This window comes from Arsukibacterium sp. MJ3 (assembly GCF_000987765.1).
GTDB lineage: Bacteria > Pseudomonadota > Gammaproteobacteria > Enterobacterales > Alteromonadaceae > Alishewanella.
Map to the genome: position 1 here is coordinate 1 of NZ_LAHP01000009.1, position 13,956 is coordinate 13,956.

12 protein-coding genes are annotated in these 13,956 nt (G+C 45.8%); 8 read left to right on the plus strand and 4 right to left on the minus strand.

Annotated elements, in window-relative coordinates:
* On the minus strand, positions 1-696 hold a 696-nt coding region (locus tag VT06_RS08290; protein ID WP_046553833.1), incomplete at its 3' end, for a retention module-containing protein.
* Positions 697-881: 185 nt separating this feature from the next.
* Here VT06_RS08290 and VT06_RS08295 point away from each other — a divergent pair.
* Genes VT06_RS08295 through VT06_RS08315 form a run of 5 tightly spaced genes read left to right on the plus strand, consistent with a single transcriptional unit; the run spans position 882 to position 7,199 of the window.
* Positions 882-2,750, plus strand: coding sequence for a TolC family outer membrane protein (locus tag VT06_RS08295; protein ID WP_046553834.1), 1,869 nt, complete (start codon positions 882-884; stop codon positions 2,748-2,750).
* Between the two features lie 27 nt (positions 2,751-2,777).
* Positions 2,778-4,916 (plus strand): type I secretion system permease/ATPase, encoded by a 2,139-nt coding sequence (locus tag VT06_RS08300; protein ID WP_046553835.1) that lies wholly within the window; start codon positions 2,778-2,780, stop codon positions 4,914-4,916.
* Positions 4,913-6,229 carry an HlyD family type I secretion periplasmic adaptor subunit gene (locus VT06_RS08305; RefSeq protein WP_046553836.1) on the plus strand — a complete coding sequence of 439 codons (1,317 nt, stop codon included), beginning with the start codon at positions 4,913-4,915 and terminating at the stop codon, positions 6,227-6,229. The genes VT06_RS08300 and VT06_RS08305 overlap by 4 nt, the downstream gene beginning before the upstream one ends.
* Before the next feature lie 7 nt (positions 6,230-6,236).
* Positions 6,237-6,824: a response regulator transcription factor gene (locus tag VT06_RS08310; RefSeq protein ID WP_052750202.1), complete on the plus strand. Its 588-nt coding sequence runs from the start codon at positions 6,237-6,239 to the stop codon at positions 6,822-6,824.
* A 12-nt stretch (positions 6,825-6,836) separates the two neighbouring features.
* Positions 6,837-7,199 carry a hypothetical protein gene (locus VT06_RS08315; protein WP_046553837.1) on the plus strand — a complete coding sequence of 121 codons (363 nt, stop codon included), beginning with the start codon at positions 6,837-6,839 and terminating at the stop codon, positions 7,197-7,199.
* A 7-nt stretch (positions 7,200-7,206) separates the two neighbouring features.
* Here VT06_RS08315 and VT06_RS08320 read toward each other — a convergent pair whose 3' ends face one another.
* Together VT06_RS08320 and VT06_RS08325 are read right to left on the minus strand one after the other, a co-directional pair.
* Positions 7,207-9,105, minus strand: coding sequence for a LapD/MoxY N-terminal periplasmic domain-containing protein (locus VT06_RS08320; protein WP_046553838.1), 1,899 nt, complete (start codon positions 9,103-9,105; stop codon positions 7,207-7,209).
* A gap of 31 nt (positions 9,106-9,136) precedes the next feature.
* Complete coding sequence (locus VT06_RS08325) at positions 9,137-9,832, minus strand: transglutaminase-like cysteine peptidase (RefSeq protein ID WP_052750203.1); 696 nt, start codon at positions 9,830-9,832, stop codon at positions 9,137-9,139.
* A 196-nt stretch (positions 9,833-10,028) separates the two neighbouring features.
* Between VT06_RS08325 and VT06_RS08330 the strand changes: the two genes are divergently transcribed.
* Genes VT06_RS08330 through VT06_RS08340 form a run of 3 tightly spaced genes read left to right on the plus strand, consistent with a single transcriptional unit; the run spans position 10,029 to position 13,205 of the window.
* Positions 10,029-11,267 carry an efflux RND transporter periplasmic adaptor subunit gene (locus VT06_RS08330; RefSeq protein ID WP_046553839.1) on the plus strand — a complete coding sequence of 413 codons (1,239 nt, stop codon included), beginning with the start codon at positions 10,029-10,031 and terminating at the stop codon, positions 11,265-11,267.
* Positions 11,264-12,487, plus strand: a complete 1,224-nt coding sequence (locus tag VT06_RS08335; RefSeq protein ID WP_152658998.1) for an ABC transporter permease — start codon at positions 11,264-11,266, stop codon at positions 12,485-12,487. Before VT06_RS08330 ends, VT06_RS08335 begins: the two co-directional genes overlap by 4 nt.
* The gene (locus VT06_RS08340) at positions 12,480-13,205 is read left to right on the plus strand and encodes an ABC transporter ATP-binding protein (RefSeq protein ID WP_046553840.1); all 726 of its coding nucleotides are present in this window, start codon (positions 12,480-12,482) and stop codon (positions 13,203-13,205) included. Before VT06_RS08335 ends, VT06_RS08340 begins: the two co-directional genes overlap by 8 nt.
* A gap of 40 nt (positions 13,206-13,245) precedes the next feature.
* On the opposite strand, the gene VT06_RS08345 is transcribed toward VT06_RS08340, so the two are convergent.
* A complete protein-coding gene (locus tag VT06_RS08345) occupies positions 13,246-13,887 on the minus strand; it encodes a peroxiredoxin (protein ID WP_046553841.1) in 642 nt (213 codons plus the stop codon).
* Between the last annotated feature and the right edge of the window lie 69 nt (positions 13,888-13,956).

The window sequence follows — 13,956 nt, forward strand, 5'->3', positions numbered from 1 at the left end:
GCTACCAGCCACATCAACTGACCAGCTACCATCGGCTTGTACGGTAGTGGTGTAGGTTACGCCATTAATTACCATGGTGACCACATCGCCTGGGGCAATGTCGCCGCCAGTAGCCGTGCCCGTTACGGTAATAGTACCTGCAGCTTCAGCGGCATTAACGATATCATCGGCGGTAATGTTATTGACTTGAATAACAGCGGGTGTATTTGTTGGCTCATCATCAATGGCAACAACTGCTGCATTTATCGGCGTATCAACTGCAAGAGCTTGCGCTACAAATGAGCCAGGAGTTAATAAGGTAGCATCATTAAGTTCGACAATCCTGGTAAGCCTTACAAAGCTATTACCGCTATTTTCAGCAGAGCCGGCGCCGCCGGCAGCGGTAGCTTCAAATTGCTCCAGTAAATCACCTTCTTCATCTAGCACAGCCAAAATATCTGCAGCAGAATCAAGGTTAACCTCGGAGTCTTCTGCTGTTGTGTCGGCTTGCAGCCAACTATCTGAAATAACAATTTGCTGATTCTCTGCAACAGCAACAGTTTCATCTAAATATGCCAACACAACCTTGCCGTTGTCAGAAGTAATAACAGTATCACCGGGCATTAGTGTCTCACCCTGCTGCAAAACTCTTATTTCACCGTTAGCAGCTTGCACTTCGACGATACCTTCAACAACTTGAGCAACGATTTTTGACATAAATAAATTCCATAAATTAAATATTTCAATTGATATGTTAAGGCATCACAACAATTGAAACTATTGGACCTGAGTACAGTTTAAAAAACGTTCAGTCGGTTTATCGCCTTTTGTAGCCAACCACCTGTACTGTAGGATATAATTTGCGCAATTCAGTATTTTGTTATTTGAAGGATTCAATAAAAGTGAGAGCAGTAAACTCTTTAAAAGTATTTCAATCCGTTTTATTTATTATCTTAATCGCCATCGCTGCACCAAGCTATTCTGCTGCTACCGTGCAGGAAGCAGCAAAAATCGCAATTGAAAAAAACCCTGATGTTTTAGCAAAATGGTATGAGTTTTTGGCTGCAGGCGAAAATGTTAATGCTGCCCGTGCAGGTTATAAGCCGTCAGTTGATGGCTCGGTGGGATATCAATATCAAAAACAAGATTATGGTTTTATCAGGGAATACGATGGTGCTTATGCCAGACTTACACTTACCCAAATGTTGTACGATGGTAGCAGGACCCGCTCTGAGGTAAATAGATTTTCTAATTTTCAATTAGTTGCTTATTTTAATCTGTTAGAAACAGCTGAAAATGTCGCGTTAGAGGCCTTCAGGGCCTATCAGGATGTGCTTGCGCAACGCAAACTGGTAGCACTTGCTCAAAATAATTTAAATAAGCATTTTGAAGTTTATCGCCAAATTGAAAGTAGTGCTAAAGCAGGTGTGGCTAAATTAGCTGATTTAGAGCAAATAAGTGGCCGGGTGTCCCTAGCGCAAAGTAACTTAATAACTGAAACATCAAACTTGCACGATGTCACCACCCGCTATTTAAGAATAGTGGGGGTGTTGCCATCAGAGGTAATGAATGATGTGGTTATCCCGGATGCATTACCAGACACCGTTTCTCAGGCTTTGCTACAAGCCTATCAAGTCAGCCCTGCTTACCATGCGGCTCTGCGAAATATTAAGGCAGCTGAGTTTGCGGCTCAGGCAGAAAAGTCTAACTTTAAACCCACTGTTAATCTGGTTGGAAGTTATGGTTTTCAAAATTACTCTGATATTGGCGTACAAACAGATCAAAACGAAGCTAGAGTGGGTATTGAGTTAAAATACAATTTTTACAGCGGCGGTCGAAACTCTGCTACGTTAAAACGTGCTTATGCAGAAATAAACTTGGCGCAGGAACTCAGAGATCAAGCGTGCTTAAATATTCGGCAAACCATTCAGGTTGCTTACAATGACGGCAGCAAGCTTTTTGAACAGTTGCCGTTGTTAAATCAACACCGATTATCTTCTGACAAAGTAAGAACAGCATATAAACAGCAATTTGATATAGGACAACGTTCTTTATTAGATGTGTTGGATTCGGAAAATGAGTTTTTTCAAGCCAGCAGAGCCTATCTGGCCGCTAACTTCAGTTTAAGTGTGGCAAATGCCAGAACACTGGCAGGGATGGGTAGTTTACTTAACACCTTAGGTTTAGCTTCCAGTACCTGGCCTTCGTTAACTGACTTAGGAGCAGAAAAGCTGACGGTAGATCCTGCCACTGCCTGCCCAGCTATCGATGTATATAGCAGCTTGCAGATGGATAATGATGCCGACAACGATTCAGTTAAAGACGCAGCTGACTATTGCCCTAATACGCCTGAGACTGACAAGGTAGATGAAAAAGGGTGCTCAATATTTACTGAAACGATGGTTAATTTCACTTTAGACGTAAAGTTTGGTCATAACTCTTCTGACATTAGTGAGCAAAACTTACCTGATATCGCAAATTTTGCTGCTTTTTTGCAGCGTTATCCCAATACCAACACTGAAATTCAGGGACATACTTCATTACAAGGCGCCTCCTGGTATAACGATATTTTGTCGCAACAACGTGCCGATGCCGTGAAAGAGTTGCTGGTTACTAAGTTTGGTATAGATGAAGGGCGAATTGCGACTAAGGGTTATGGGTCAAGCCAAGTGTTGTCTAAAGCCGATACCGATGCGGCGCACAATTTAAATCGCCGGATAGAAGCCATTGTGCGTGCCAAGGATGAGAGTTCAGTTCGTCGGGGCGAATAATAAAATATAGCGATAGGAAGTAGCTCATTGATACCAGATAACCAACATACCGGTGGGCCGCTTTTTGAAGCATTACTGTATATATGTGAATTTCATCATCATGCTGTAAGCCCGGCCGCGCTAATCAGCGGCCTGCCGCTTACTAACAACATGCTAAGCCCTGCTGTTTTTAATCGGGCTGCAGACAGAGCCAAACTGGCCTCGAAAATACTACAACGACCACTGCAACAGCTTAACGCTGCCCTGCTACCGGCTATTTTAACGCTGCAAGACAACAAAGCCTGTTTAATTCACAGTATTGACCACATTACCAAACAGGCGGTAATTAGCTACCCGGAGCTACCTCAGAGTGTCTTAACTATTACTCTTGAACAGCTTAGTAACGTTTATGCGGGTACTGTATTTTACGTTCGCCCCAAAACCGATGCAGAAGAAAAAACTAACCATTTTAAGTTGCCTGCACATTTACATTGGTTTTGGGGGGTTATTAAACAAAATCGTTCGCTGTATCGGGATGTGTTACTGGCTGCGGTATTAATTAACCTTTTTGCACTGTCTATGCCGATGTTTGTCATGAATGTGTACGACAGGGTGGTTCCTAATATGGCGACTCACACCTTGTGGATCCTGGCGTCGGGAATTACTTTAGTACTAATAGCGGATTTAGTTTTAAAATCATTAAGACATCACTTCGTTGATTTAGCTGCCAGCAAAACAGATGTAATGCTGTCGTCCGCTATTATGGATAAAGTGTTGTCGATGAAGTTGAAATATCGACCGCAATCAACCGGATCTTTCGCTTCTATTGTTCAGTCATTTGAATCGGTTAGAAGTTTTATCGGGTCGTTAACTATTGTGGCATTGGCCGATTTACCTTTTGTGTTGTTGTATTGCGTAGTTATTGGCCTGATTAGTTTGCCTTTACTTGTTCCTATTATTGTTGGGGCTATTATCTCGCTAATTTATGCTTATTTTGCACAGCGTAAACTTAAATTTCTGTCTGATGAGTCAGCTAAGTCTGCAGCAGAGCGAAATTCCACATTAATTGAAGCAATTGGCTCGCTGGAAACGGCAAAGTCGAGCAATGTTAAAACCGATATTCAACATAATTGGGAGCAGTTGTCGTTAAGTTGTGCACACAATAGTGCCAAAATGCGCTCCGTGTCTGCTTCTGTCAGCAATTTCACGGCGTTTATTCAGCAATTAGCCGGGGTTGCGGTCATAATTGTTGGTGTGTATTTACTTATTGCTGGCAACCTCACTCAGGGTAGTTTAATTGCGGTGTTTTTGTTGTCATCAAGAGCATTAGCGCCAGTGAGCCAGGCCGCAGGGTTATTAGCGCAATTTCACTATGCGTCATCGGCGTTTGAAAATTTAAATGTGCTGATGCAGTATCAATCGGAACAAGATGTCAGCCGTAAAACCATTAGTAAGCCAGTGTTGCAAGGTAAAATAGAATTTAAACGCGTTAGCTTTAGTTATCAGGATGGTGATTTACCGTCCTTGCAAAATGTCAGTTTTAGTATAGAACCAGGCGAGCATGTGGCTATTTTAGGCCGCAATGGTTCTGGTAAATCAACCTTAGAAAAATTAATCTTAGGCTTGCATGAGCCAACCGAAGGACAAGTGCTGTTAGACGGCATTGATATTAACCAGCTAGACATTCATCAAGTCAGAAATAACATTGGTTATGTGCCACAAGACATTACGTTGTTCAGAGGTACGCTGCGTTATAACATTGAACTTGCGGCTGCAACCAAAAGCGCCGAGCATTTTCTTAATGTGTGTAATATCTCTGGCTTAAATCACCTGCTTAGCCAACATCCGGCCGGCTTTGAGATGCAAGTAGGAGAAAAGGGGCAAAACTTGTCGGGCGGCCAAAAGCAAATAGTTGCCATTGCCCGGGCCTTATATAATGACCCCCCTATATTGTTGCTTGATGAACCCACTGCCGCGCTTGACCATAGCAGCGAAGAGGCATTTCGTAAGCATTTAGGTGGCTATGCACAAGGTAAAACATTATTGCTTATTACCCATCGTAGCCCGCTGTTAGCGTTAGCCAACCGGATTATTGTTATCGATAATGGCAAAATTATTGCTGATGGCCCCAAAGACACGGTAATGGAAGCATTGCGTCAAGGCAAAATCATGGGTACCAGCACATGAGTAACGCCCCGGAAAAATTCTCTAAAGATTGGGTTTGTGAGGCTGAATGGGCACGCATTGCCCAGGCGCCGTTATCAGCTCGCCGGCTACTTTACGCTATTGCTATCTGCGTTATCGTGCTGCTGGTGTGGGCCGGTTTTGCACCACTGGATGAAATAGCCAGAGGCGATGGTAAGATTATTACTTCGCAACAATTACAAACTATCCAATCACTTGATGGTGGTTTAGTTACTGATATTGTGGTGCGTGAAGGACAAATTGTTGATGCCGGACAGGTGTTGTTAATTGTTGACTCAACACGTTCGGCATCTAACTTGGCTGAAAATAAAGCGCAGTTCTATGCCCTTACCGCTGAGGTAGCCAGGCTGATTGCCCTGACTAACGAAACCGAACCTCAGTTTCCTGACGAATTGAACATACTAGCGCCCGCCCGCCTGCAACACGAAATACAGCTATACCGTAATAGTTTGGCGGAGCTGAACGAGCAATTGGCAGTACAAGCTGAACAACAGCAACAGCGGCAACAAGAATTAGTGGAAGCAAGAGCGGCCCAATTTCAATATAGTCAGACGTTGGCACTGACTAATCAGGAATTAACGGTTACCAAGCCATTAAGAGCCTCTGGTGCAGTTTCAGACATTGACATTTTGCGGCTAGAGCGTGATGTTGCCAGAGCAACAGGTGAAAAAAAGCGGGCTGAAGCAAACGTTGCCAGGGCCGAGTCTGCCTTGCAAGAAGCTGGAAATAAGCTAAAAGAAATTAAGTTGATGGTGTTGAATCGTTGGCGTAATCAATTGTCTGACTCGCGCTCGAGGTTGGCTGCTTTAGCCGAATTGCAAACCGGACTGGTAGACATGGTGCAACAAGCCGAAGTGAAGTCTCCAATAAGGGGAACCATTCAACGGTTGCATATCAATACCGTTGGCGGCGTATTAACGCCAGGCAGAGATATATTAGATATTGTGCCGTTAGATGACAAACTACTTATCGAAGCCAGAATATCACCCAGAGACATTGCCTTTATTCAACTAGGCCAGCAAGCCACTATCAGAATTAGCGCTTACGACTTTGCAATATTTGGCGGTTTGCAGGCCAGCGTAAGCCATATTAGCGCCGACACAGTAACCGATGAAAAAGATAACACCTATTACGTGGTCAGGCTAAGTACCGCTAGCCAAAAGCTCGATGACCGGTTAACTATATTACCGGGCATGACGGTTCAGGTTGATATTGTTACCGGGAAACGCACGGTTTTGTCTTATTTACTTAAGCCATTACTCAGAGCAAAAAGTAACGCGATGACAGAGAGATAATAGCTTAATGGCGAATGTAGCAATTTTTACTGCACCAGGTTTTACAGCGTCTAGCTGGTGCTCAGCCTTCGGGCAGCCGGCAATTTATACCTTTCCTGATGCCAATACTCAGGCATTGCAAGAATGCGAGGTGGTGCTAATTCACAGTGCCCGGAAAGATTGGCAATCGCTGCTGCAACAGTTGCAGGCAACCAAGCATATTATTGTGATTAGCCAGCAATTATCCATGACAGAGTTGCAGGTTGCCCTTACGCAGGGGGCAAAAGGCTATTTAGATGCCGGTAGTAACAGTGCTAATTTAATGCAATCAGTTAGTGCAGTAAGCAATGGTGCGTTATGGATCCCGGCGTCTTTGCTTAATCAGCTGAACCGTTTTCTATCGAAAGTTATGCCGTCGCAGCATGGCTGGCCGTCTTTTGAACAGCGCTTATCAAAAAGAGAATATGAAGTTGCCAGTCTGGCCCGGCAAGGTTGTAGCAATAAAGACATTGCAACAACGTTATACATTACGGAAAGAACGGTAAAGCAACACCTGACGTCGACCTTTGCTAAACTGGGCATTAAAGACAGGTTGCAATTAATATTGCTGCTTTAGAGGAATAATTTTATGTATGTTAAGCGAGCAAGTGATAATGAGATAGTGGCATTAAGTACTGAGCAATCAGTTGAATATCCAGAGTATGTATCAAATAACGATCCCAATTTACTGCTTTTTATGCAAAAAAATATTCCCGCTTATGAATTGGCAAAAAAAGAGTTAAGCCATAGTAAAAAGCTGCAACACTCTGACGCAGAGTTAGCCCGTGTACTGGAAGATTTAGTAGAGTTACTTACTGCAAATGGCACCATTACCTTTACCGAACTGCCTATGGCCGCGCAGGAAAAGTTATTAAATCGAAAAACCTTACGCCATAACATGAGAAGCTTACAGCTGTTCAATGAAGAAGAAGATGACAGCCTTATGCCCTGAATAACGGCTAGCCAATAGCCGGGCCGGTAAGGCCATCGAAGCCCAGTGCCAGTAAGCTGTCAACATCTGCAGCACAGACCACACCTTCAGCAATCACCGTTAAACTTAACGTATGCGCCAGTTTAATTAACCCGCTCAGTAGCTGTGCTGTGTCAAGTGATTGATACCGTAGCACTATTGCCGAGTCTACTTTTAAATAATCGATGCCTAATTTTTCTAAATCTTTGATCGAGCCGATAGCGTAACCACATTTTTGTAACCCTACATTCACTGCCAGGGCTTTTAAGGCGGAGGTAAAATTGATAAACAGCAGTTGATGCTTAACCACCAGCCGTTCATCAAATTCCAGTGATAACCGTTGGCAAATAGCTTTGGGTAGCGCCTGCAATATCGTTAATAATTGATAGTGAGCGGTAACATCAATTAAGGTTAAATCAGATATGTTTATCGCAAGCTTCATATCTGCATTTTCTGCAAGTTGTTGCACGGCGCGCTTGACCATGGCGGTATCAAGCTGGCTGGTAAACTGGTAGCGCCTGGCCCATCCCAAGATTTGGCCTGCAGATAACCACTGTGAATTTATATTCATCCTTAGCATGGCTTCCTGATGCATTATACTGCCGTTACGCAGCTGCACCGGATAGGTTTTTGACGAAATACCATCTGAGCTAATAGCGTGTTTCAGCGCTTTAAGCCAGTCCGTCGCATCGGCTAAGGTTTTATGTGGCTGCGCTTCTTGCAACGTTTTAGTCTGCATTGGCGGCGAAGCTTCAACCTCAACCAACATGGCATCTAATTGCGACAGAGTTTGCTGCCGGCTGTTCACCGCATCCAGTGAAATACCGACCAGTAAAATAGGGGCGGTTTTATGTTGTGGTTCAATTAAGCATGCCGCGTTAAGTTGTGTAATCAATTGCTGGCAAAGCTCAGCGGTAGAGTCTAATTGGTCAACCACCACAAAAAAATCACTGCCGTTTAAGCGGCTAACTAGCCGAACGCCATGATGGTGCTGAACTTCATCAACCAGATGTTTTAACCAGACGTTTGTTGCAGCATGGCCTAATTGCAAGTTAATCGCTTGCAGGTCATTTATGCGCAGTAAAAATACACAGCTCATTTCACGGCGTTCTGTGTTGTTAAAGTAGCCCTCTAACCAACTGGCACAATATTCCCGGTTAAAGGCACCGGTAACAGTATCTAATTCATATTGCTTTTGCAGGCGATTAAGTTGTTTTTGCTCTTGCTCCAGCATAGCTCTAACTCTGCCGGTTAAGCGGTTCATGGCGGCTACCAGGCGCTTTAATTCAAATGTTGCGGGTTCATCTGTAGTGATAAACTGCCGGTTACCTAATGCTTCCGCCTGAGTAACCACTTGATTAAGGGGCTTACGAACACGATTTAACAATACACTGCCAACAACACCACACACCATGGCGATGAGCAGAAAACCCAGTGCTAAATTTTTGGTTATCTGCCATAAAGCCACTAGGCTATAATCAGTTTGGCTTTCTAATTCTATGCTGCCAAAACGTTGCCATCCATCCTGTATTTGGGCAATACCAGGGTTAATATCAAAATTAAGCAAGCTAACAAACCAATCGGGTGCCGCAATTTGTTGTGCCGGTAAGGTAAACTCCGTAACGGTATTTCCTGCTACATCTTTTAAGGCAATTCGACGGTAATATCCGGTATCAAATTGAGCCGAGAGCATCAATTCCAATGTGGTGAGATCTTTATCCATTTGTGACAGCGTTAACGCTATGCCCGTGGCATTATCAATATTTTTGACTTGCAATTGTTCAGCCAGGTAATTTTTAGTCTGATAAGCACTAATAAAGAAGCTACTGCCGAAGGCCAACAGCACGATAACAATAATAGCGATCCACAATTGTTTAATAAGCGACATTATTTACCCCTTAACCCACTTTTGCTGGGCATTACAATACAATACCTTGAAGCGTTAAACGTTGCACAAGGTCGCGCCATCTGGATAAACGCGCTGTAGCAGTTTGTTTTGATTTTTGATTGCCGCTGCCAGCCCATAACCCGGTGGAATTAAAACTAAACACCGGCGTAAGATCAGTTCTGGCTGACGCCGGCAGAATATTTTGGATTAAGCTGTCAAGAATTAGCGGCTCCTGGTTTGCTTCAGGATAATAAGCCAATACCATATGAGCCTGACTTAAACCACTATGTTCGGCCCCTACCCGGGCCCGAACATACACTAAACGCAATTGTGCATCTGGTATTCCTAATGCCCGTAAACTGACATAACTGGCAATAGCCCAATCTTCACAATCGCCTTTTTGTGAAACAAACATTTCAGCCGGGCTAGCCCAATAATCTTCAACACCATTTTGCAAAATATCTGGAATATAACTGAAAGACTGATGCATAAAAGTATTAACCGCTGCAAGCTGACGCTCAGTCGGTAACGACGAAGCATCAAGCAGCAGCTGTTGCCAAGACGTTGACAAAGGCAGCGGCGCAGCAGAATGCTGCTCGACATAACGGTCGAACAGATTAAAATCTATCAGAAGGGCCCTTTCGACCGCATAAAGTTGCTGTAAAGCAGCAAATAATATGATGCAACAAAAAGGCAGTGTGAATTTTTTTAGCGCCATTGATGGCATGTAGCATCAGCTCAGTACTCGTAGTCCAGCCCACGATAGTGTAAAACTAACGCTATCTCAATGACTTTATGCGCTAAGCTAACCTCTACCAGCGAAAACTTTCATATGTTCTAAGGCGTTAAGCTGGGTTATCTTAGGGCTGAGCTAAAAGGTTTTAAGTGCTATGCAGCGCATTTAACCTGAATTGGAGAATTTCTTGCGCGCTTCCCGCTTTAACATTGTGATGCTGATTATACTGTTGCTTGCCATAGCCTTTGGAATGTTGCGTTGGTGGCAAGGGCCACAACTTGCCGGCTTCACCGTTACAGCAATGCCACTGGTGCAAACCGTGGTGGCTACCGGGCGGGTGGTAACGTTGTCGCGCACCCAGGTTAGCAGTGAAATTACCGCCGTGGTGCTAAAACGTTTTGTGCAGGAAGGCGACCATGTTGTCAAAGGTGATGCCTTGTTGCAGCTTCGTGCAGATGAGATTACCGCTCAGGTGGGCCAGGCCGAGACGGCACTTACCGAGTTAGCCGCCCATTTGCGACCTCAAGCAGCAGTAGCGTTAGCTAATGCTGAAATACAGCTGGCACAGGCCAGCCGGGAGCAAGTAAGACGCCACGATTTAACACAGCGTGCACTGTTATCGACCGAGGCGCTAGAGCAAGCCGTTCAGGCAGAACGCTTAGCCGGCAATGCTTTGAGAGCGGCACGCTTAAGTGCAACCGCGCTAGCGCCGGGTAACATTGAGGAAGTGTTATTGCAGCAGCAGCTAGCTGCTTTGCAGGCGCAGTTAGCTAAAACGCTGGTGCGCGCTGAAGTAAGCGGTACCGTGCTAACCCGCAATGCCGAACCAGGCGATCTGGTGCAGCCCGGCAAGGTATTATTTACTATTGCTCTGGCAGGCAGCACCGAGCTGCTGGTTCCGTTGGATGAGCGTAATTTATCGCGACTGGCATTACAACAACCCGCACAAGCGGTTGCTGATGCGTATCCGGAAAACCCTTTTGCTGCCTATGTTAATTTTATTGCCCCGAGTATTGATGCGCAGCGCGGTACCGTCGAGGTAAGGCTAACGGTAGACCCGGTGCCCGATTTTTTGCGCCAGGACATGACCGTATCGGTTAATATCGAAACTGGCCGGCGCCAGCAGGCAGTGGTACTGCCCAATGATGCGCTGGGCGCAATACAGGGTGATCAAGCGCAGGTACTTTTGCTGCGGGCGGGCAAGGTATATCGGCAAGGCGTGACTCTGGGGTTGCGTGGCCTGGCCATGTCGGAAATTGTCAGCGGGCTTAACGTTGGCGATAAGGTGTTATCTGATGCGGAGTTACCATTAGACGAAGGCTCGCGGGTACGCATGCTACTGGCACCAACATTGTTGCAAACACCGCAAAGCAATAACGCGAACGACCCCACTACCCGCAATGAATTACCGGTAAAACTAAATTGACCGGTGTATTCGGGCGCTTATGGACTGAGTGGACTATTGCCATCAGTTTTTTACGTGAAGGGCGGGCGCAGTCACTGATGATCGCCATAGGAGTGGCAGTAGGTGTGGCGGTTATCGTGTTTGTTACCGCGTTAATTCAGGGGCTGCAAGTGAATATTATTGAGCGCACTCTCGGTACTCAGGCGCATATAAGGTTGTTGTCACCAGATGAAATTAACCAGGTGTTGCCACCCGCAGCGGGCACCATGCAGCTGCTATTGGAAGATAAACGGGCACAGCGGCTGCGCTCAATCAATAACTGGCAGCAGGTAAGCGCGACGTTAGATCAATTATCCTTGCTAACCGCCGTGTCGCCGGTAGTGTCTGGCCCAGCCTTTGCCAGGCGTGGCGAGGCGCTGCAGTCAGTGGTATTGGTTGGTATAGACCCGGTACGTTATCAAAAAATTATACCGCTTGACGATTATATGCAAAGTGGGCAACTGCGGGTTGGTGCTAACGATGCGGTTATTGGCAGCTTATTGGCAGATGATCTTGGGGTGCAAGTGGGTAATAAACTGCGGCTAGATACCGGCCAGCAGAATAGCGCGGTGGTGAATATTGCCGGTATTTTCGAGTTGGGTGTGCGCGAGCTGGACGCACGCTACGTTTATCTGGATTTAAAACAAGCACAAGCATTGCTAAACCTGCCTGGCGGCATCACGGTAATTGACCTGACAGTCGCTGATATTTTTGCTGCAGAAGACATCGCGGCGCAGGTAGGGCGCTTAACGTCATTGCAAGCCGAAAGCTGGATTAAAACCAACGCCCAACTGATGAACGCGTTAACCGCACAAAGTCTGTCTACCAATATGATTATCGTCTTTGTAGCCATTTCGGTGGCCTTTGGCATTGCCAGCGTGCTGTCGGTTAGTGTGGTGCAACGTACCCGCGAAATTGGCATTTTGCGTGCTACTGGCGCTACCCGCCAGCAAATTTTGCGTATTTTTCTTATTCAGGGGGCAGTGTTTGGTTTATTAGGCTCTGTTTTAGGCAGTGCCGCCAGTTACCTGCTGGTGTGGGTGTTTAACACCTTTGGGCCTGGTTTGTTTTTTATACCGATACCGGCATCATTGCTGCTAATGGCAATGTTGCTGGCAACGTTAACCGGGATACTCGCTGCCGCTGTACCATCGCGCCGGGCGGCGGCACTCGACCCTGTAGTGGCAATTCGTTATGTCTGATGATGCTATGACAGTGCTACGTTTGGAGGGGCTGCGTAAATCCTATAACGTAGGCCAGCCTAACGAAATAGAGGTGTTGCATGGTATTGATGTGGTTATTGGCCGCAGCGACTTTGCCGCACTGGTTGGTCCGTCTGGCTCGGGTAAAAGTACCTTGTTAAATTTGCTTGGCTTACTGGATCAGCCAAGCAGTGGTGAGCTGTATTTACTGGGGCAGGCCACCAGCGCCATGGATGATGCGGCGCGAACTGCGCTTCGTGGCAGCAGCATTGGTTTTGTGTTTCAGTTTCACCACTTAATTCAAGCGTTTACCGCATTAGATAATGTGCTAATGCCGTTAATGCTAAGCCGGGGTAAGCCAGACAAACTGGCAGTGCAGCAGGCGCGTGAGTTACTGGCGGCGGTTGGTCTGGAAAAGTTTGCCAACCGCAAACCTAATGAATTGTCGGGTGGCCAGCAACAGCGGGTGGCGATTGCCCGTGCGCTGATAACCGAGCCAGCCTTGCTATTGGCCGACGAACCCACCGGTAACCTGGATACCCGCACTGCAGCGGAAGTGTTTGAGTTGTTTCACAAAGTAAATCGTGAGCGCGACTGTGCGGTACTGCTGGTCACCCATGATCCGCGCTTGTCCGCCGCCTGTGATCGTACTATTAATCTGGTAGATGGCCGTATTGAAAGCGATACTTTAAACCAACCCGCCAGCCAACAAAAGTAAAGGGGCAATTAGCCCCCTTATCAAATCTTATGCTGGTAAATTAAAGTGTCTTAGTGCTGTAATACCAGTCTACATAGTTATAACCCTGGTCTTTGCGTATGTCAGCGTCAGCCGAGGTAGCCGGTGGCGGGACAATAACGTCGTCACCTGGCTGCCAGTTTTCAGGTGTGGCTACTTTATGTTCATCGCTGGTTTGCAATGCTCTAAGTACCCGTAAAAACTCATCAATACTACGACCATTACTCATCGGGTAGTAGACCATTGCTCGCAAAATACCATTTGGATCAATAATAAACGTCGCTCGAACTGCTGCGGTATCACTAGCTCCCGGCTGGATCATGCCGTAAGCCTTGGCCACTGCCATTGATAAGTCGGCAATGATAGGAAAAGTGATTTTCACCCCAAAATTTTGTTCTATGCTGCGTGCCCAGGCAATGTGTGAATGGACACTGTCAATTGACAAACCTAACAGTTCGCAGTTTAAAGCAGCAAACTGCTCTGCCCGGGTAGCAAAGCCGATAAATTCAGTGGTGCATACCGGGGTAAAATCAGCTGGATGTGAAAATAATACCAGCCACTTGCCTTTATAATCTTCCAGGGTCTTTATGCCATGAGTCGTTTTAGCATTAAAAGCCGGTGCAGCTTGGTTCAATTGTGGGAAAGTTACTACTGCTTCGTTCATGTTGATTGCCTCTGTTATTTTGATTGTTTGGTTACTCACTTTGATATGCCAATATAGAATAAGCTTATA